Here is a 20,445-nt window from a genome sequence, read left to right on the forward strand (position 1 = left end):
CTCGGCCTAATCTATTTTATTTTTCAGTCAAAATATTTTAAGACGTTTAAATTATTCACGTTGTAGGTTCTTGTATTCAAGAATATGCTAATTTTAATTCAAACCAAAATTACCGTATAAAAAAATGAAATTATTCTGCTCTATTTCCACGATTTTATTACTGCTGTCTACCGCAATAACTCACGCTGAAGTCAGTCACTTTGAACCAATTTTTCCTCAATTTTCAAATACGATAAAACAACGCCAAGCAATGAATCAAATATATGCATTGGGAGAAGTCTCCTTTAGCAATGATGTTCGCGTTCCCTTTTATCGTGTTACCGCGGCTAATCCCGTCGATGATGGACTGTTAAAAGACTTTAAATCGTGTACAGCAAAAAGCTGTCATTTTGATTTTAAGCTAGATGCTAATCTAGCAAAGCAACTTAAATTGGTCGGACTACCTGAAATTGGCGTGGTACTTGTTCCAAAAGACTGGCCAGATATTGAAGCAAATGCAGGGGCAAATGGTACAGGTTCAGCATTGCTGATGAGCACAAATCAAAAACAAGCGATTGAACTATATGATTCTTCAGTTTGTGTTGGTTGCGGTATGCCCTACGCAACTCTTTATTTTCCAAACCTTTTAAAAGAAAGCATTGAGAATGAGTTTGGCGGCTATAAAGACACACAAAAGTTAATTCATGTGGTACATCCATCCAAACACATCGCTTTCTTTAGTTATCAGATTCCGAAGCTGAATAACAAAACTCATGGCGTAGCGAAATATCGTGATGATGGTGATTTTAACTTTCGAGAAATCAAAGTCACCTTAGACAAATCTCAACAACATTTGGTTGGACCAATTTTAAACTTCTATCACTTTACGCATTAATATTAAAATTATTTTCTAATACTTGGCTCGCTTTAAGTAAATCCAAAAAATGTGCCACTCGAACATTATTATCTTTGGCTCTGTAAATTGCATAAATTGGAGCAATACAAGGTTTCTTGGCTTCCAAAGGACGGTAAATAATTTGTTTATTCCAAAAGTCTTGGATAGATGCTGGCACGATTGAAAGCCCAATCCCTGCTGCAATTAAATTTAGACTGGATGTTAATCGTGGTGCTTCTTGGACAATGTTAGGACTAAAGCCCGCTTGATAGCAATTTGCCAAAATATTATCAAACAAGTCTTGCCCCGCTAAACGGCGATAAAGTACAAACTCATAAGGTTCTAAATCAGGTAAGCGAATCACGCCCTCTTGCATTGCTAAAGGGTGATTACTTGGCAGTGCAACGATTAATGGCTCATCAAGCACATGCATCGTTTGCACGGCAGCATGTTTAGGTGCTGGTTTACGCAGAAATACGATATCAAGTTTTTCATTAATCACTGCATCAGTTAAAGCACTACTACTCTCTTCCTCCAAATGAATCGCGACGTTAGGAAATTTTTCACGGAATTGCCGCAACACTGCGGGTAAAAATGGATGTAATCCTGCTGAATTGGTAAAGCCAATATTGATCTGACCTTCGAGACCTTGTGCAATATTTTTAACTCGTTTCGGAATTGACTGAGCATGTGCCAAAATCGTAATGGCTTCTTGATATAAGACTTTGCCTGCTTCTGTAACCTCAACGCCTCTAGGTAGTCGTTTTAGCAGTGCCGTCTCAAGTTCTTCTTCTAAACTTTTAATTAATCGTGTTAATGGCGGTTGTTGCATATGCAGCCGAACAGCAGCTTTAGAAATATTACTTTCTTCGACTACTGCAACAAATGCATGGAGCTTATGAATATCCATTAAACATACCTTTTAAGTATAGATTCAAGCAAAAATAGCATTTGTAAATATACCACTATTCCACCATCCTATTCTCATTAATCGATGAAGAGGAATAAGTCCCAATGAAAGCCCAAGCAATATCAATAGAGCGTGAAACAGTTTCAACAGCGCCTGATTGCAAGGCTCTTTTCACGGGATTTATGCAATTGGGGCTGATGGGGTTTGGTGGGGTACTGCCCTTGGCGCACCGTATCATTGTTGAAGAGAAAAAGTGGATTGATGAAAGTAAATTCACGGATTTACTTGGTGTCTGCCAGCTCTTACCCGGCGGTAATATTATCAATATGTCAGTTGCAATTGGCATGCAGTTCCAAGGTGTTAAAGGCGCGATCTGTTCTGTTCTAGGATTGATTTCTGCACCAACAGCGATCGTACTGATTATTTATCAAGTCTATGAACGATTTGCTTACTTAGCCGCGGTACAACACATGATTCAAGGCTTAGCTGCGGCCGCCGCAGGTTTATTATTTGCAACAGGGCTGAAAATGTTGCGACCAATTTTAAAAAGCTATCTCACCATTTTCACGATTGTACTGACCTTTGTTTTTATGCTGCTGATCAAACTGCCTTTAGCGCTGACCTTATTCATCTTACTTACGATTAATGTCTTGGTACTCGGAGTAAAGAAATCATGATCTTATTAACGCTAGTGATCGTTTTTACACAGCTCTCAGTTTTGGCTTTCGGTGGAGGGAATGCCATCCTTCCAGAAATGCAACATCAAGTGGTGACGGTACACCAATGGATGACAGCAGAGCAATTTAGCTCGCTGTTTGCGATGGCTCAAGCCGCACCCGGCCCGAATATGATGATCGTTCCTCTTATCGGTTGGCACGTCGCTGGGCCAGCAGGTTTATTAGTGACATCATTGGCGAAGTTCGGCCCATCTTCTATTATCACAATCTATGCACTAAAATTTTGGGAAAGATTTAAATCCAATCCATTACGGGCACGCTTTGAAAAAGCCTTAAAACCCATTACGGTCGGATTGGTTCTCGTGAGTGCATGGTTAATTGCGGATGCTTCAGCACAAAATCTATTGTTAGTTGTGATCGTCATTTTAACTGCATTTCTTGGTGTATTTAAGAGAATTCATCCTTTATGGGTCATGGCTGCAGGCGCTGGACTTGGAATTTGTTTACTTTAAACCATAAAAAAACCTGCTTGATGCAGGTTTTTTTATTTGATGGATTTATTCATCCAAAATAGATTCAAAAGCTTTTAAGCGTTTATGAATCGAAAGTAGCTCGATAATGGTTTTCCATGAACTAATGAGATACTGAAAAGACTCACGAACTTTATCAAAAATATTACTGATCTGGTTAATCAAACCCAAAGTCATTTTACCTGCTGCAATTGCTGGGAATAGCACGACTAAGCTATATAAAATATCAAGTTGTTTATACCAGATAGCGACAAGGTTAAAATAAGCATAGTGAAAGTATAGTCTAAAATAATTCACACGCACTCGAGCAAATAACTCTTTTAATGTGAGTGGATCAGCACGATTTTCATGATCTTCGCCATAAACCAACTCTTTACGGTAAGCAGCTTCAACTTTCTGATTATTGAATTGTAGCCCAGGTAATTTTTGCCCCACAAACATCAAAACAACAGTTCCTACAATCGCCCAAACGACCGCTGCCCATACCAATGAATGTTCGATTTCACCAACAATTGGCAATACAGGAACTTTCTGAGAGATTTGAAATAACAACGGTAAAAAGGCAATCAATACCATCACTGATTTAATTAACTCAACACCTAAGTCTTCAACGATCGTGGCAAAACGCATGGTATCTTCCTGAATACGTTGCGAAGCCCCCTCGACATGGCGTAACTTTTCCCAATTCGCGGTGTAATATTCATTCATTGCAGTACGCCAACGGAATACATAATGACTGGTGAAGAATGCATTAACGACAGCAAACGTGACAGCAACCATTGCGATATAAAGGAAAGTTAAAGTTCCATTATAGAGATCAGCTATATTACCGCCACCATCACTTAACATCTTTTGAATCATATCCCAGAATGGGCCATACCAAGCATTGATCGCAACACTGACTTGGACACCAAACCAGATATTAAACAAAATAAATGCTGAACCCCATATCGACCATTTCTGCCATTTATTATCTGAAAAGAAACGCCAAAAACCTGCAAACAAAGCCGTAGAAACTAAGAACCATAAATAGAACCAAATGAATGAAGCCGACCAAAAACGACTTACACCAATTGGTAATTCTGCTTCGGCATAGCCTTTTGGAAAACCAAGATATTCACCCCATCCATGCCCACCTGTGTACCAAAGCAGCATGTTGAGTGACAGCCACACAATCACTGAAATAAAGAACAGGCGTGGGCTAGGAAAAAAAGATTTAAACATTGAACTTAACAATCCTTGTTGCGTAGCAATTGACGTCAGGCGTCATCCTATTACCTCAAACTTAAATATGTCTGATAAAAACTTTAGTAATTTGTAGTTATTTACATGTTTTCCCAATATTTTCATAGCATTTTGTACAGCTTTTACAATTTGTTTTGAGAAAACAATCTGTTTAGGTTAACAAACTCATGGTATTGGTTGATTTACCTAAACAGTTAAAGCTTTATTGAGCGCTTGCAGGATTCACTTTTAAAGCAACTTCAGGTTGATCACCATTAGCCACATTTTTCTTGTTTTGAATCACCCATTGAATATCAGAAAGCTTTTGGATTGCGGCATCTACACCTGCTTGCATGGTGTTCTCTCGGTCTTTGACATCAAAGATATGCGCCTTTTCACGCAGGTCAGGTTGAATCACTACATCTGCATCTTTTAGTTCTTCTTCTGCAAGTCGTCCTTGCATAATATTAATATTTTGGTTGAATAAGCCCCAAACATTGGTAGTTTCTGTATGAATAGGTTGCGCCAAAATATCCACTGCAATCACCACATCAGCGCCTAACTCACGTGCCACTTCAACAGGAACTGGACTAACCAGTCCACCATCAACATACTCAGTATTGTGAATTTTGGTCGGAACAAACATGCTGGGAATTGAAGTCGAGGCACGCACAGCCTGACCCGTATTACCATAATTAAATACCGTCTTGGTTCCGTCTTTAAGCTCAGTTGCAACGACATACATTGGAATTTTTAATTTTTGTAGTGGAATATTATGAACTTGATCATTCACATAATCTTCGACTTTCTTGCCATCAAAAAAACCTTTTAAGCTGACATTCACATCACGTACATCATTGGCTTTTAATTTAAGTGCAATGTCACGTAATTCGGCAGCACTTTTACCACTGGCATAGATTGAGCCAACAATACTTCCTGCACTCGTTCCAACAATAAAATCAGGACGAATGCCTTGTTGTTCCAAAACTTCAATTACACCAATATGTGCGTAGCCACGCGCACCACCGCTACCTAATACCAAAGCGATAACAGGGCGTTTTTCTTGTTTTTTAATTGAGGCAAAAGGCATAACAGCAGTTTGTGCCTGGGCATCTTCAACAACAGGTCGTAAATGTGAAGTGGTCTGACAACCTGTTGCCAAAACGACGGAAAGCCCTAGCACAAAAAGTTTAAGCTGTTTCATATACAATCTTTGCCAAATTTAATCTATTTCTCTTTTAATTTTAGCTCGACTAAACAAAGAAAGTTGTATCACTTTTTTATTAATGTTTTCTTCATTATAAAAAAGCCCCTGTTTAGGGGCTTTCAATTATTACCAAATGTCTGAATCGACTTTTTGCTTTAATTTAGGATGATTATCAATTTTAAACTCAGGTTCTTTGATCCCTTGTTTTAATTGAGAGGTGTAATCTTTCAACAAAATTAATGCAATCGGCGTTAATAATAAGATCGCAATTAAGTTGATGGTCGCCATCAAGCCCATCGAAAGATCTGCCATTGACCAAACTAACGGTACACTTGTGATCGCACCGAAGTAAACCATTGCCAAAACCAAGACACGGAAAATGAACATGATTTTTGGATTGTTATTAATAAACTGTACATTACTTTCAGCGTAAGCATAGTTACCAATAATTGAAGTAAAGGCAAATAAGAACAGAATAATCGCAAGAAAACCACCGCCCCAGCTACCAATTTGGCTCTCTAATGCTTTCTGCGTCAATGTTACGCCTTCAAAACCTGCTTCGTGATATAGACCAGACACCATGATGATAATCGCAGTACATGAACACACCACAAAAGTATCGACAAATACACCAAGCATTTGTACTAAACCTTGATTTACAGGATGTTTCACATCCGACGCAGCAGCAGCATTGGGCGCAGAACCCATACCAGCTTCGTTAGAGAACAAACCACGTTTGATCCCCATCATCATTGCCATAGAAATCATTGCGCCGAAGAAACCACCAGCTGCAGCTTCAAACTCAAATGCTTTGGTAAAGATTAATTTAAAGATCTCAGGCAACATTGGTAAGTTAGTCATCGCAATGTATAAAGCGACCATGATATAAAGCAATGCCATGAAAGGAACGATGCCTTCAGCAACTTTAGCGATACGCTTGATCCCACCAAAGATAATCAATGCTGTCATCACGACTAATACAATACCAACCCATGACACTTCGAGATCAAGTCCGCCGAGACCCAATACAAAATTGGCTTTATCCCAACCCCATGCATGTGAGGTCGCGCCAATAATTGCATTTGCTTGTACCGCATTAAATACAAAGCCATACGCTAAAATGAGTGATAGCGCAAAAACGATCCCTAACCACTTTTGTTTTAAGCCTTTGGTAATGTAGTACGCAGGTCCACCACGAAATTGCTTGTTTTGATGATCTCTCACTTTAAATAATTGAGCGAGTGATGATTCAACAAATGCAGAACTCATCCCAAGGAAAGCAGTCACCCACATCCAAAACACAGCACCAGGACCACCAATCGCGATTGCAATCGCGACACCAGCAACGTTACCAACACCCACACGGCTTGCCAAACCCGTTACGAAAGCCTGAAATGGAGTAATCCCATGTTCATCTTGCGCTTCTTTACGGCTCCCTTTCATCACACGGATACTGTGTAAGAATAAACGAAGCTGTACTGCACCCGTCGCTAATGTGTAAAACACCCCAACCGCAACCAACAATACGACCAAGAAATTCCAAAGCGGATCATTCAAGAATTGTACCCACGACATCAGCGTGGCATTTAATTGTTCATTCATCACTTATTCGCTTAAAAAATTACATGCACATCAAGTACATATACGATAACAATGGATGAATCAAAAAAGCCCCGCATGGGGCTTTTGATCCGACTTAGATAAAGAATTTCAAAATTAATTGAATCACTGTCGCATTGATTAGATCGACGAAGAATGCACCACATAATGGAACAATCAAGAACGCTTTATGCGATGGGCCATACATGTTTGTGATCGCCTGCATGTTTGCAACAGCTGTTGGTGTTGCACCCATACCAAAACCACAGTGACCCGCTGCCAAGACAGCTGCATCGTAGTTTTTACCCATTACACGGAACGTCACAAACGCAGCATAAAGTGCCATCGTCAATGTTTGCGCACCAAGAATCACAACAAGTGGGCCAGCCAAATCAGCCAATTGCCATAATTTCAATGAAAGCAAAGCCATTGCCAAATAAAGTGATAACGACGCATTACCAAATACATCAATTGCACGATCGAAAATATCTACTTTCAATAGGCTTTCTAAGATGTTACGTAAAACAACACCGCCGCCAAGCGCCCAAACGAAAGTCGGTAACTCGAACCATGTTCCTTTACTATAACCTGTCATAAATTCAGCAAATGCTAAACATGCAGCAAACATACCGAGCGTTGTAATCGCATTATCAGCAGTAATTAAACGGACTTGATGTGGATTTTCAAATGGCGCAAGCTCTTCAGGATGCTTATCAAGATGCGTATCACGATCTTTGATTTGCGCTGGTGTTTGCTCACGAGCAAGTCCATAACGATTGATCAATAACTTCGCTAAAGGACCACCGATCACACCACCGATAATCAAACCAAATGTCGCACTCGCCATACCCAATGCCAAAGCGCCTTGGATACCATGCTGAGTCTCAAGAATTTCGCCCCAAGCACCCGCAGTACCGTGACCACCTGTCAACGTGATTGAACCTGCAATCAAACCAATCAGAGGATCAATACCTAACAACGATGCAAGACTCATCCCGACAACATCTTGTACGATGATGAATGTAGCGACACAGATCAAGAATAAAACTAAACCGATCCCGCCCTCTTTTAGCTTCATGAAATTGGCACTGAGACCAATTGAAGCGAAGAAAACTAGCATGAAACTCGTTTGTAATTGACTGCTGAAAACAATACTGTAGCCCCACATCGAGTGCACGAGTAATGAAATTACCGCTGCAACCAAACCACCAGCTACTGGCTCAGGGATGTTGTAACGTCTTAAGAAGTCAATTTTATTAACGAGAAAACGCCCTAATAATAAGACGATCACCGCCGATATTAGGGTATAAAAACCATTGAAAGTAAATTCCATATCTTCTTCCGTTTATTTCATTCGTTTTTCAGATGTTTTTTCCATCCTACAGCCAATGAAATAGTAACTCTCAAAATGAGTGAAAACTCAATCAGCTTAATAAAAAACATACAGTTCTTTGTAAGAACTCAGCTTTATTTAACCTGATTTGTTTTCACGGATGATTACACCTACAGGATAGGTTAGAAGTTATAGCGAGCCATTGCTCCTACACGGTTATCCTTACCTTTTTGACCATTAAAGGTTTTACGTTCGCCATAGACATATTCCAGACCGAACGTAATAGGTGAAACAGGTGAATACATCACATTCCACCAACCTTGTTGTAGTGTCTTGTTTTGCGCTGTATCTGCAAAAGCTTGTTGAGCAAAGTCATTACTATCATTTGCAAACATTGCGCCATACGCCAAAGTACTACGAACTTTTGGCGTAATCTGATACGTCGTACCAACGGTAACTGCATCAAATTCATTCAAATTTAAATCAAAATTATTTGGATTTACATTGAAAGCATTGTTGGTATAAAGCAAGAATTTGCTGTCACCTTTAACATGCGAATAATCAATCATCGCCTGTAATGAATCAGTGAATTTATATTTTGCACCAATTGCAACGCCCCAACCGAGTGCAGATTCATTCGCACTTAGTTGTTTATCATCGTTAGCAAAACTTGCTTTACTGCGAGCTTCTGTCAATAACGCACGCGCTGATGTTGTCCCCTTACCTTCGGCAAAATCATATTTCAATTTCGTCGTCAAAGCAGGCGCTCGATTGTCATCATTACCTTTTTCTAAGGCAACAGCATAAGTTGTTGTAGGGTTTAATTGAGTACTATAACGAACCATAGGCGTACGGTAAGTACCAATCCCTAAAGGTGAGTTAAAATCAAGCATTTCTGGCTGTACGTCTGTTGCCAAGAAAGTTGATGTTGTTTGACCAAATAACCAGTCGTTATATGTGAGATACGCATGACGAATACGAATCGTGTCATTGCTACTACCGCCACGGAAATCAACTTCTAATTTACCACCAACGTCTGCACCTTGGACAGGTGCTTTGAAATCTAGGCCAAAACGAGTCACTGTCGCAGTGCTGTAGAATCGGTCGCTATTTTTCTCATTATTTTCAAGATCAACCTTGTTGATACGGTTGAAAATGCCATCACCACCTTTGGCTTGATAAGAAGCATCGCCACGTAAGAATCCATAGAGCTGAACTTGTGCGCCCGAAGCAGTTCTAAAGCCTAATTGTGATTTCTGAGATGATTCAGTAACAGCAACCGCTTGAGAATTTGGTGCGTTTACAACAGTCGTCGCTGGTGTTGCAGCAACTTGAGGAAGATCATTTTTTTGTTTTGATTGCGGAACATATTGTTCAAGTAAAGCGCGTAGTTCTTTTACTTCATCACGAAGTTGTTGAATCTGTTCTTGCTCACTAGCGGCCTGAGCATTGTTCATCATTAAGGCAGCAACGGTAAACGCCAATCCCTGAATTACGAACGGCTTACGGATGAGAGATAAACTCATGAGAAGCTCCTGTATTGGTGTATATTTCAACATTTTCCACAAGCATAAAATTGGGTAAATTTTGTATGCTTGTCATAGAAAATTCCCCTCACCCTAACAGTAAGGAAAGCCTAATCAATTTTTTAAAAAGGGCGTATTATGCATAAATTTGGAATATTGTGTGTATTTTTTTATTTGAGTCGCAAGTACTACGTCTCGCACTTCCAAGTAAATATCATTTCTATTTCATTGTGTTATAAATATATTTCTTTTTCACATAACAAAAACACCCTCTAAAAAATTATTTTCATGCTGTATGAATCGCGTACAAATGCTTACTTTTCACCCAAACCCAAGTCTACGACTAAAAAATCATCCGCAAAAAATATGAATTCCTTTATAGTCTCAAGCAGTGAGAAAGATCAGAAAAGATGAGGAGCTTTTATGAACACGGAACAAGTCCGCCACGTTGATGATGCCATTACTTCACGTCACTCTGTACGCGCATTTTTAGATACGCCTGTTGACGTTCAAACGATTAAAGATATTTTGGCAGTTTCAAGCCGAGCACCTTCTGGAACGAACACGCAACCTTGGAAAGTTTATGTCGTTACAGGTCAAAAACGTGCTGAGATGATTGATCGTGTATGTGCAGCACAAATTGAACTACATCAAAAGCCCGAACTTGCTGATCAGTATAAAGAAACTTTTGCCTACTACCCTGAGACTTGGATTTCGCCATTTATTGATCGTCGCCGTGAAAATGGCTGGGGCCTTTATGGCTTACTGAACATCCAAAAAGGTGAAAAAGAGAAAATGGCGGCACAGCAATTACGTAATTTCCAATTATTTGATGCGCCTGTTGCACTTTATTTCACAGTCAATAAAGCCATGGGGATTGGTTCAAAAATGGATATTTCCATGATGATTCAAAATGTCATGGTTGCAGCAAAAGCTCGTGGATTAGATACTTGCCCACAAGCGGCGTGGAACCATTTTCATCCAATCGTTTTAGATGTGCTGAATGCACCTAATGATGAAGAATTAGTATGTGCTGTTGCTTTAGGTTATGCAGATCCCGACCATATTGTAAACACCTTCATTACACCTCGATTACCTGTCGAAGATTTCACTGTATTTATGGATTAAATCTCTTTTAACAGTATCTCTAAGCAGAGATACTGTTTTGCTGTTTTCCAACCTTAAAGATTGCAAATAAACCAGTACTAGTGAAAAGCAACATCATGATGCCCATATTCAGCGATGCTTTCCAAATAAGAAAATTCAAAATCACCCCACCAAGCAAACCACAGGCAAATTGCATACTGCCCATGATCGCACTCGCAGTTCCAGCTCGAGCACCTTGTTTCGACATTGCCAAAGCCATCGCATTTGGGCCAGTCAAACCAATTCCTGAAACCACTAAAAACAAACCAGACATCAAAAACCATAACGGTGCGTCATGCATTAATCCTGCACTGACCACTACTAAAGCACCAAAACATTGAATCGATCCGCCTAAGCGTAAGCGTGGAAAAATCCCCATCCGCGTATTTAAATGTTTATTTAATGAAGACATCAACATAATCCCAGCAGCATTGAGTGCAAATGCATAAGAGAAATGTTGTTGAGATAAGTGATATTGCCCCATGAAAACAGCTGATGCTGAACTGATATAGCAAAATAATGCAGCTCCCGTTAAGCAACCAGCAAACATTGGCACTCTAAAGCTTTCATCTTTCAGAATTGCTGCATATAAAGTTGTGACCTGATAAGCAGACAATTTTAAACGTCGCTCAGCGGGCAGCGACTCTTTAAAAAAGAAATGCACGCAGAACCAGCAGATCACACCGATAATCGCTAAGGCAGCAAAAATCACCTGCCATGGGAAAAAGCTTAAAATCCATGCACCAAACATCGGTGCAAGAATAGGTGCAAGCCCCATCACAATCATCATGCTAGAAAAGGCCTGAGCTGATCCTTGTACATCCAAACGATCACGAATAGCTGCACGAGCAATCACCACACCGACACAACCACCCAGTGCCTGAAAAATACGTGCTGCAATTAACGCCCATTCATTGGTCACAAAAACGCAAGCTAAACTTGCAACGACATAAAGGGCTAAACCAAAATATAAAGGTGTTTTGCGTCCAATACGGTCACTGACTGGCCCATAAATTAACTGTCCAATCGCAAGCCCTAAGAAATATGCAGGTAAAGTATTGGCAATCATTTGTGTACTTACCCCAAACTCATCTGCCATTTGTGGCAATGCGGGTAAATACATATCAATTGATAAAGGGCCTAAAGCGGTTAAAAGTGCAAGCAACATAATCCAAGCTGTTGAATACTGTCGTGAATTAGATTGCTCAACCTTCATAATGCTGCACTTTTCAAGTTTATTGATCGTCTTAGCTTAACATTCTCGTCCTAATTTGTGCATAATATTAAAAGCCTGCTAACACTTTAAAAACGTTACCAGTCCTCCTATATATCAATTGCAAATACAAAAAGGACAGCACTTGAATCCTTGGTTCGGACGATTTAAACAGCTTACCTATAACACCACGTTTATGTATAACGTGCGGATGTTAATCGCCTTTATAGGTACTGCCTTTGTACCCTATTTGCTTGATTTTCAATTGGCGACCATTCCTCTTACACTTGGTGTCGTCGCAGCAGGTATTAGCGATATCGATGATCGCTTTTCAGTACGGATCATGAACCTGATTTATACTTATATTGGGTTCTTCATCACAGCTGCCTCTGTTCAACTGCTATTCCCTTATCCCGTTGCTTTTGCAATTGGATTGATTGCCTCTTGTCTTGGATGGATTTTATTAGGTTCTCTCGGCAGACGTTATGCAACCATTGCTTATGGGTGTTTAGTCGTTTCCGTGTATACCATGCTAGGTGTTCATCTATTTGAAGATTGGTATCTTCAACCTGCCTTATTGGTGATTGGTGCGGCATGGTATGGATTGATCTCAACCATTAGTTTTTTACTGTTTCCTGTACGACAATTACAGGATCAACTTGCATCTTCATACAATGCCTTGGGTAGCTTTTTATTTGCAAAATCCAATTTGTTTGATGTCGATATGACACCTGCAAGTTACCAGCAAAGCATGATTGATTTGGCCTTGGAAAATGGAAAATTAATTTCCCTTTTTAATAATCTGCGTGTCGCATTAGTTACTCGGCTCAAGGGTGACAGAGGACAGAAAGATACGCGTCGTAGTCTGCAATATTATTTTGTTGCCCAAGATATTCATGAACGTGCTGACTCTGCCCACATTGACTATCAAAAGCTTGCCAAAGTCTTTCAGCACAGTGATATTTTGTTCCGCTTCCAGCGTATTTTAACTATTCAAGGAAAAGCATGTCAGGACTTGGCTCAATGCATTCGACATCGAACACGATATACCCATAACAAGCGCTTTAAGCACAGCTTTGAAAACTTACGACTGTCACTTGAAAAACTCCGCAAAGATAATCTTTATGATCAGGTCAGGATTAATGCATTATTTGCACTTTATCAAAACCTCAAATCAATTGATGCTCAACTACAAAACCTTGAGACCGAACGTAACTTACAGTTAATCAATGCACAACAAGCTGAAAACCAACTCAAAGATGATGATCTCAAAGGTGTAAATGACATCATTATTCGGATTAAACAACACTTATCGCCAGAGTCGGTATTATTCCGTCATGCGGTTCGTTTATCGATCGTGTTATTTATCGGCTATGTCTTTATTCAACTGACAAATATTTCGTATGGTTACTGGATTCTATTAACGGCACTATTTGTCTGCCAACCAAACTTCAACGCCACCAAACGTCGTCTCTATCTTCGTATTATTGGTACTTTGATCGGCATCATCGTTGGTTTAGCTGTAATTTATTTTATCCCTTCCCTCGAAGGTCAATTAGTCATGCTGGTATTGAGTGGTGTGTTATTTTTCGAGCTACGCAGTAAACAGTATGCTCAGGCCACTGCTTTTATTACCATTCTGGCACTGATCAATTTTAATCTTGATGGTTCTGCTTTTGCTGCGGGTTTACCTCGATTCGTCGATACTGTTATTGGCTGTGCATTGGCATGGTTTGGTGTCAGCTTTATCTGGCCCGATTGGAAATTCCGTCGTCTCCCACGTACTATCCAAAGATCGTTACAAGCCCAATGCCAATATTTAGCCGAAGTCGTAATGCAGTATCACCAAGGTCGTAATAATGCCTTGAATTATCGTGTCGTCAGGCGAGCTGCGCATAATAATGATGCCGAAGTTGCCTCTTTAATTTCCACACTTGCCACTGAACCCAATATTGACCCAACACAAAAGACTTTGGCTTTTGAGTTTCTATGTCTGAGCCATACATTCCTGAGTTATGTTGCAGCACTCGGAGCACATCGTGAACAAATTCAAGATCAGGAAGTTCTTTCCTTACTAGATCAAGCACTCGATGATATTCAAGGTGCTCTCTTAAGAGATGAAGTGCCTGATTTATCAGCACAAAATATGCTGAGTACAATCAGACAGCGCCTAAGCCGTAATGACGAAAATGATCAAAAATCATTGATTATCTTGCAGCAACTTTCTTTAATGCTCAGTATTCTGCCTCGTTTAAGTATGCTTAAACAAAGTCTACATCATGAGCCAAATGAGGATGGCACTGAGTTTGCTTCTCTCTAACTTATCAGCCATTTGCATAATATCTTTGCATGCTAATTGGTGTTAAACTTAACCTAGTTCTAAACTCATTTTTTATACTATGACCGCCAAAACGCTATACGCTTATACGCTACAACCTGTTCCTTACGAAGTTTCTGAAGTTGAACAACGTCAAGCTCAACTTATGATTTGGCGTAGTACTAACAAATTTAGTCGCAAAACATGGATGATCATGATTGCACTTGTTGCTCTCTCTTTAATCGGTGCTGGACTCATTAAATATTATTCGACTTATTCAACAGTTATTTGTTGGGTCGTAATCATCTCTGTAGCCCTTTTCTATCTTGTAAAAAGATTTGGTCTCGAGTGGTATGTAAAACGCAAAATGAATGAATTTCCGGTTCAGGAAATTAAAGGTATTCGTTTAGGCGTACAACCACACGGCATCGTAATGCGTCAAAAAGTTGGACTACAAGAAGGTACAGCAACGATTGGCTGGAAAGATATTTACGAGTGGTATAGCTCTCCAGATTTCATCTTGGTGAACTTTAAAGTAAAAACTCCTAAAGGCGAAGAACAACAAGGCGCTTATATCTTGCCAAAGCGCATGGATTCTAAGAACTTCTCTTTCAATACTGTACGTAAACATTTAAATGAAGTTGTAGGCGCACCGAAGTCAATTTAACTTCTAATTAAAAAAACCTCTCAAAATGAGAGGTTTTTTTTATGTCATTAAAATTAATCTCTAGGTACTTTTAATTATTTTATAAATCATGCATTCTTCCAATCAGTATTTAAAGCTTTAATATTCATAACATAACTATGCAACAGAATTTTCTTGAAAATAAAAAAATTGCTGAAACTCTAACTCATGTATTCAATGGTACACCAAGTATTTTTAGATACTGGGATGAACCTAAAGAAAACTTTATCGATATCTTTATTAGTACAGGTTGTTTGAGTCCAGAACTTACAGCTTACGCAACAATAGGATTATCTGATTTTCCAAATTTGGTTGGCTCGAATAAGCTTGATATACGCGTGGAAATCATTGGAATTTGTTTAAGTGATTCAGAGAGTTTTGCGAATGTTTTAAGCACGGCTGCTTTTTGTATCATAAATTCACAGTGGCCCTGCTACCCTACTTCAATTTTTCCTAATATTCTAAGTATGTATGACTGCTCTCGGACAATGCAACATCTATTCTTTACTGATCCATTTCTTTGGGAAGATCAGTTAAAAACGTTGAATTTAGAAACCAAAACTGTAGCTTGGCTTTTAGCAGTGCCTATTTCTGAAGCAGAATATCGATATGCAGCAGAACATGGAGCAGAGCAATTAGAAAAACTTTTGGCAAAATATCAAATTGATGTTGCTGACATAAATAGAGCCTCTATCTTTTAAAAGTGCCTCCTTAAAACACATAGATGATATACGTATAAGCATTTGTGTCTGATAATTATTAAAAAGTTAAAATAAATGAGAATCAAAATCAATATTACCTACAAAATCCATATTATATTCTTAATCTTGAGTTATAATTTTTTACATGAACTTAACCATCTTTTCATTCTTCAACCATGATTAAAAAAGTCTTCTTCCAAATCCATTGGTTTTTAGGGGTTACCGCAGGTTTGATTCTCTCTCTTATGGGAGTCACTGGCGCAATTTACTCATACGATCAACAAATTCTAAACTGGCTCAATCAAGACAGCTATGTTGTTGAAGTTGCAACTACACCTAAATTAACCCCTGCTCAGCTTTATCAACATTTCAATCAACAGCAACCAGAGATTGAAATTAATAGCATTACCATCGCCTCTGATCCGACAGCCTCCTCCATCGTCAACATTAAAAAAGAAGGTGCGCGTCGTGGCTATAATATGATAGTCAATCCATACACAGCAGAAGTTCTGCCTGAAATCAGAGGTCGAGATACTTTACAATTTATTCAACGACTCCATCGCAATTTAACTGCTGGTGAATTTGGTGCACAGATTACAGGTGCATCTACACTGATGCTGATTTTCTTTGTACTCAGTGGAATTTACTTAAGATTCCCTAAAAAGCATTCTTTTAAACAATGGTTTTTTATCAAACCTAAATTAAAAGGACGAAACTTTATATGGGATTTACATGCAGTCGTTGGAACATGGGTCATTATTTTTTACCTGTTATTTGCATGTACAGGCTTATATTGGTCTTATGACTGGTGGCGAGCTGGTATGTTTAAAGTCATGGGGGTTGAGCAGCCACAGCGCAATCAACAACACAATGAACCTAAGAATAGAAAAAATAAACAACCTGAATTGGCTCAACAACAGGTGAATAGCATCCTGACCCAAACTTGGACAGGCGTAAATGCACAAATCGGGCGTGAATATTCAAGCCTTACATTGAACATTCCAAAACATGATAATGCAAAAATCGAATTATCATTTGTCGATGCAATTCCACAGCACGAACGCGCACGTAACCAAGCTGTATACAATTACCAAGACAATAAGTTCGAGAAATTTGAACTATATGAAGATAAAAAGCTTAATGAAAAAATTATGAGCAGTATGCTACCTGTACATCGTGGTAGTTTCTTCGGTTCAACTTATCAATTTATTGCGATGCTCGCATCATTGGCAATGCCACTGTTCTTTGTAACAGGTTGGATGCTTTATCTTAAACGTCGCAAGCAGAAAAAATTAACCCAAGCCGCTCGCCAATCGATGAATAAACAGCAAATTGACCCAAATGCAAAGCCTTGGCTGATTACTTATGCATCACAAACAGGTGTAGCTGAACAACTCGCATGGCGCACAGCAACTAGCCTGCAAGAAGCTCAACAACCAACAACAGTAAAACCGATTCAACAGCTCACAGAACAAGACTTGCTCCAAGCTGAACAAATGCTATTTGTGATCAGTACTTATGGAACAGGTGAAGCTCCAGATCTTGCAACTAGCTTTAGTAAAAAATTGATGCAACAAAAATTAGATCTGAACAACATGCAATACGCTGTTTTAGCACTTGGATCTAAAGAATATTCAGATAGCTATTGCAGTTTTGGTCATGCAGTGGATCAATGGTTAAAACAATCCAATGCACAATCACTATTTGAATTAATTGAAGTCGATAATGCTAACGCTGCAGACATCCAGCGCTGGAATCAAGCTCTCTCAGACGTGACTCAGCATGAACTTCATGCGATGAACATCGAAAAAGTATTTGATCAATGGACACTCACCGAACGTTCTGTTTTAAATCCAAATAGTTTAGGACAACCCGCATGTAACATTGAATTAACAGCACCTTACGATATCACTTGGCACGCTGGTGATATTGCAGAAATTCAACCTGCTAATGCTAGAACGGAAATCCAGACTTTCTTAGAAAAACATCAGATTCCCGCTCAAACACTTGTAAAATCATCGAATCAAACGATTGAAGAAACACTTTGGGATAAGAATCTACGCGTTGAAATAAAACCATTTACCAATCTTGAAACTTTGGTTGAACAACTTCCTCGCCTTCCTACGCGTGAATACTCGATTGCAAGTATTCCTTCTCAGCAAGTTCTTCGTCTTGTCGTACGCCAAAAAAGCGATACTCAGGGTCACTTAGGCTTAGGTTCTGGATGGCTTACAGAATTCGCTCAGCTTAAAGAGAAAGTGGCTTTACGTATTCGGACCAATGAATCATTCCATTTAATTGACGACAACCGACCAATTATTTGTATTGGTAATGGAACAGGCATTGCTGGTCTGATGAGCCTATTACAGCAGCGTAATCGTCAAAACTACGTTGAAAACTGGCTTATCTTTGGTGAACGCCAACGTGAATGTGATTTCTTCTATAAAGAAACCATTGATGCTTGGAAAAATATGGGTACATTAAAACGTGTTGATTTAGCGTTCTCAAGAGACCAAGAACAACGAATTTATGTACAAGATCTTTTACGTACAAATGCGGATGAACTCAGTAAATGGATCAATCAAGGTGCTGTTATCTACGTATGCGGCAGCATTGAAGGAATGGCATCAGGTGTCGAACAAGCACTGATTGACATTTTAGGTGACGAAACAGTTGATCAACTTCGCCAGTCAGGTCGCTATCGCCGAGATGTCTATTAATTCACTATAAGCCCTATAAAAACGAGTGAACTTTCACTCGTTTTTTTACTCTACGATTTGCCTTTCTCATAATTTTGCATAAACTTAGCAGCGTTCAAATCGACAACGATTAAGATTATGCAAATAAGTACTTGGGTTCGTATTTTTTTAGCCCTCATTGGTTCAGTATTATTTTTGGATGGGGCAATTCTGATTGCATTGAAGAAAATTCATATTGGAACGGTTCTCCCCTTCCTACTCGGACTGTTTTTTTGTATTTATGCTGCATTTTACTATCATATTGAACGCTTCTTTTTTTACCATTTCCGCTGGCATTCAGTTTGGCGTTTTGGGTGGTTATGTTTTTGGATTTGGTTAATTAGCTTAGGCTATTTTTTTAATTATCTGTCTAAAAACAATATGCAAGCTCAGAATATTGCACCAGTCAAAGCCATTATTGTTTTAGGTAGCGGAATTGAAAATGGTCAACCTTCAGCTACACTAGCAAAACGCTTAGATCGAGCAGCTCCAATCGCCCTTGCCCAGCCAAACGCGAAAGTCGTCGTTTCAGGTGGAGTCGATTTTGGCGAGACAATCAGTGAAGCGAAAGCGATGTCTCAATATCTTCAACAACACTATCGCATCCCAGCATCACAAATCATTTTAGAAAAACAAAGCACTAGTACCGAACTGAACTTAAAAAATAGCCAACCGCTTCTAAACGCACGAAATATCACGATTCAACAACCTATCGCGATCGTCACCAGTGACTTCCACACATTACGTGCAGCTGCAATTGCAAAGAAACAAGGTTATACAAATATCACAATGCTTGGGGCAACAACACCTTTGGAAACTCGCTACAACGCTTGGCTCAGAGAGTATTTTGCTTATGTCAGTGGTTGGGCACTCAATGAATATTGATGCGCACCTATCACCTAAAATTGATTGCATTTAATTATGCAATCTAATTTCTCGTGGTAAAGGTAATTTTAGCTCAGCGAACACTTCTGGGCGTTGTAAATAAACTTGATATAAAAAATTTTTGATATCTAATAAAAATGCATCAGGGGCAACAAGGAGGTTATTGCCTTCTGGTGTTAAGTCTAGAGATAAAATCGTATTGTTCTCTTTTAAAAAGGGAATCATCTTCTGTATTAGACTCATTAATGATATTTCTTGGATTGAATAATTCGCCCAACTGTCTTTCATCAATAATTTAGCTAATCCCTTACTCTGCCAAATAGATAAGGCATGCTGACCTGAAGGTGTCGCACACAAAGCCCAACCATCGTGATACAAAGCAATCACTTGGCGTTGCATAACAATATTTTCTATAAACTGACGATAAGCATCTTTTGGAGATGTATTTGTGATTGTAGTTTGAGATTTCGACGCAGCCTTGCGTTGATATGGATTTCTCATAAATTACTTCAATATTAGAATCATTATTGACGCAAATAATAGAATAATTTCGATATGATTACAATGAATTGGGATTTTGAAGATAAGATATGGTGGGCGCTGACGGGATCGAACCGCCGACATTCTGCTTGTAAGGCAGACGCTCTACCAACTGAGCTAAGCGCCCTGAGCGAGTATAAACAAAGCGAAACTTTATTTAAGCACAAAAGGAAAAATTATTAACATCCCTAATGGCATCTCGTATCAGAAATCAAGATACTTGTTAAAACTAATATTTTCCTGAAAAGGCATCAAGAAAATGGCGCAGCGGACGGGGCTCGAACCCGCGACCCCCGGCGTGACAGGCCGGTATTCTAACCAACTGAACTACCGCTGCACT

Annotated in this window: 17 protein-coding genes and 2 tRNA genes; 9 read left to right on the forward strand and 10 right to left on the reverse strand. The window is 39.2% G+C overall.

All coding sequences use genetic code 11. The features are described from left to right. The first annotated feature begins 124 nt into the window (after positions 1-124). The gene (locus F959_RS02100; RefSeq protein WP_004877118.1) at positions 125-874 is read left to right on the forward strand and encodes a DUF4850 domain-containing protein; all 750 of its coding nucleotides are present in this window, start codon (positions 125-127) and stop codon (positions 872-874) included. On the opposite strand, the gene F959_RS02105 is transcribed toward F959_RS02100, so the two are convergent. Then, positions 864-1,784, reverse strand: coding sequence for a LysR family transcriptional regulator (locus F959_RS02105; protein ID WP_004877120.1), 921 nt, complete (start codon positions 1,782-1,784; stop codon positions 864-866). The genes F959_RS02100 and F959_RS02105 overlap by 11 nt on opposite strands. A 104-nt stretch (positions 1,785-1,888) precedes the next feature. Between F959_RS02105 and F959_RS02110 the strand changes: the two genes are divergently transcribed. Both F959_RS02110 and F959_RS02115 read left to right on the forward strand, forming a co-directional pair. After that, positions 1,889-2,461 carry a chromate transporter gene (locus F959_RS02110; RefSeq protein WP_004877122.1) on the forward strand — a complete coding sequence of 191 codons (573 nt, stop codon included), beginning with the start codon at positions 1,889-1,891 and terminating at the stop codon, positions 2,459-2,461. Then, positions 2,458-2,973, forward strand: coding sequence for a chromate transporter (locus tag F959_RS02115; protein ID WP_004877124.1), 516 nt, complete (start codon positions 2,458-2,460; stop codon positions 2,971-2,973). Before F959_RS02110 ends, F959_RS02115 begins: the two co-directional genes overlap by 4 nt. 45 nt (positions 2,974-3,018) lie before the next feature. On the opposite strand, the gene sbmA is transcribed toward F959_RS02115, so the two are convergent. From sbmA to F959_RS02140, 5 genes are all read right to left on the reverse strand, one after another. Beyond that, on the reverse strand, positions 3,019-4,215 hold the full coding sequence (sbmA, locus tag F959_RS02120) for a peptide antibiotic transporter SbmA (RefSeq protein WP_004877125.1): 1,197 nt from the start codon (positions 4,213-4,215) through the stop codon (positions 3,019-3,021). Positions 4,216-4,438: 223 nt separating this feature from the next. Beyond that, the gene (locus F959_RS02125; protein ID WP_004877128.1) at positions 4,439-5,419 is read right to left on the reverse strand and encodes a patatin-like phospholipase family protein; all 981 of its coding nucleotides are present in this window, start codon (positions 5,417-5,419) and stop codon (positions 4,439-4,441) included. Between the two features lie 129 nt (positions 5,420-5,548). Continuing rightward, positions 5,549-7,024 carry an alanine/glycine:cation symporter family protein gene (locus tag F959_RS02130; protein ID WP_004877129.1) on the reverse strand — a complete coding sequence of 492 codons (1,476 nt, stop codon included), beginning with the start codon at positions 7,022-7,024 and terminating at the stop codon, positions 5,549-5,551. Positions 7,025-7,118: 94 nt separating this feature from the next. Continuing rightward, a complete protein-coding gene (gene gltS, locus F959_RS02135) occupies positions 7,119-8,354 on the reverse strand; it encodes a sodium/glutamate symporter (RefSeq protein ID WP_004877132.1) in 1,236 nt (411 codons plus the stop codon). Positions 8,355-8,536: 182 nt separating this feature from the next. Further along, entirely contained in the window at positions 8,537-9,880 is a 1,344-nt protein-coding gene (locus F959_RS02140) for a DcaP family trimeric outer membrane transporter (protein WP_004877133.1), read from the reverse strand. Positions 9,881-10,303: 423 nt separating this feature from the next. Here F959_RS02140 and F959_RS02145 point away from each other — a divergent pair, with 423 nt between their 5' ends. Continuing rightward, entirely contained in the window at positions 10,304-11,008 is a 705-nt protein-coding gene (locus F959_RS02145) for a nitroreductase (protein WP_004877135.1), read from the forward strand. A 19-nt stretch (positions 11,009-11,027) separates the two neighbouring features. Here F959_RS02145 and F959_RS02150 read toward each other — a convergent pair whose 3' ends face one another. Next, on the reverse strand, positions 11,028-12,242 hold the full coding sequence (locus F959_RS02150) for a multidrug effflux MFS transporter (RefSeq protein ID WP_004877137.1): 1,215 nt from the start codon (positions 12,240-12,242) through the stop codon (positions 11,028-11,030). 142 nt (positions 12,243-12,384) lie between these two features. Between F959_RS02150 and yccS the strand changes: the two genes are divergently transcribed. The 5 genes from yccS to F959_RS02175 all read left to right on the forward strand — a co-directional run bounded on the left by yccS (position 12,385) and on the right by F959_RS02175 (position 19,565). Next, positions 12,385-14,559 (forward strand): YccS family putative transporter, encoded by a 2,175-nt coding sequence (gene yccS, locus F959_RS02155; protein WP_004877138.1) that lies wholly within the window; start codon positions 12,385-12,387, stop codon positions 14,557-14,559. 79 nt (positions 14,560-14,638) lie between these two features. Next, positions 14,639-15,223: a YcxB family protein gene (locus F959_RS02160; RefSeq protein WP_004877141.1), complete on the forward strand. Its 585-nt coding sequence runs from the start codon at positions 14,639-14,641 to the stop codon at positions 15,221-15,223. Between the two features lie 137 nt (positions 15,224-15,360). Then, on the forward strand, positions 15,361-15,942 hold the full coding sequence (locus F959_RS02165; protein WP_004877143.1) for a suppressor of fused domain protein: 582 nt from the start codon (positions 15,361-15,363) through the stop codon (positions 15,940-15,942). 176 nt (positions 15,943-16,118) lie between these two features. Then, a complete protein-coding gene (locus tag F959_RS02170; protein ID WP_004877146.1) occupies positions 16,119-18,662 on the forward strand; it encodes a PepSY domain-containing protein in 2,544 nt (847 codons plus the stop codon). Positions 18,663-18,779: 117 nt separating this feature from the next. Beyond that, positions 18,780-19,565: a YdcF family protein gene (locus F959_RS02175; protein ID WP_004877147.1), complete on the forward strand. Its 786-nt coding sequence runs from the start codon at positions 18,780-18,782 to the stop codon at positions 19,563-19,565. A 30-nt stretch (positions 19,566-19,595) separates the two neighbouring features. On the opposite strand, the gene F959_RS02180 is transcribed toward F959_RS02175, so the two are convergent. The 3 genes from F959_RS02180 to F959_RS02190 form a co-directional block, all read right to left on the reverse strand. Then, positions 19,596-20,066 carry a DUF2750 domain-containing protein gene (locus F959_RS02180; protein WP_004877150.1) on the reverse strand — a complete coding sequence of 157 codons (471 nt, stop codon included), beginning with the start codon at positions 20,064-20,066 and terminating at the stop codon, positions 19,596-19,598. Positions 20,067-20,156: 90 nt separating this feature from the next. Next, positions 20,157-20,232 (reverse strand) — tRNA-Val (locus F959_RS02185). Positions 20,233-20,365: 133 nt separating this feature from the next. Further along, positions 20,366-20,442 (reverse strand) — tRNA-Asp (locus F959_RS02190). Between the last annotated feature and the right edge of the window lie 3 nt (positions 20,443-20,445).

Origin of the sequence: Acinetobacter venetianus RAG-1 = CIP 110063 (assembly GCF_000368585.1) — a bacterium.
Taxonomy (GTDB): Bacteria; Pseudomonadota; Gammaproteobacteria; order Pseudomonadales; family Moraxellaceae; genus Acinetobacter; species Acinetobacter venetianus.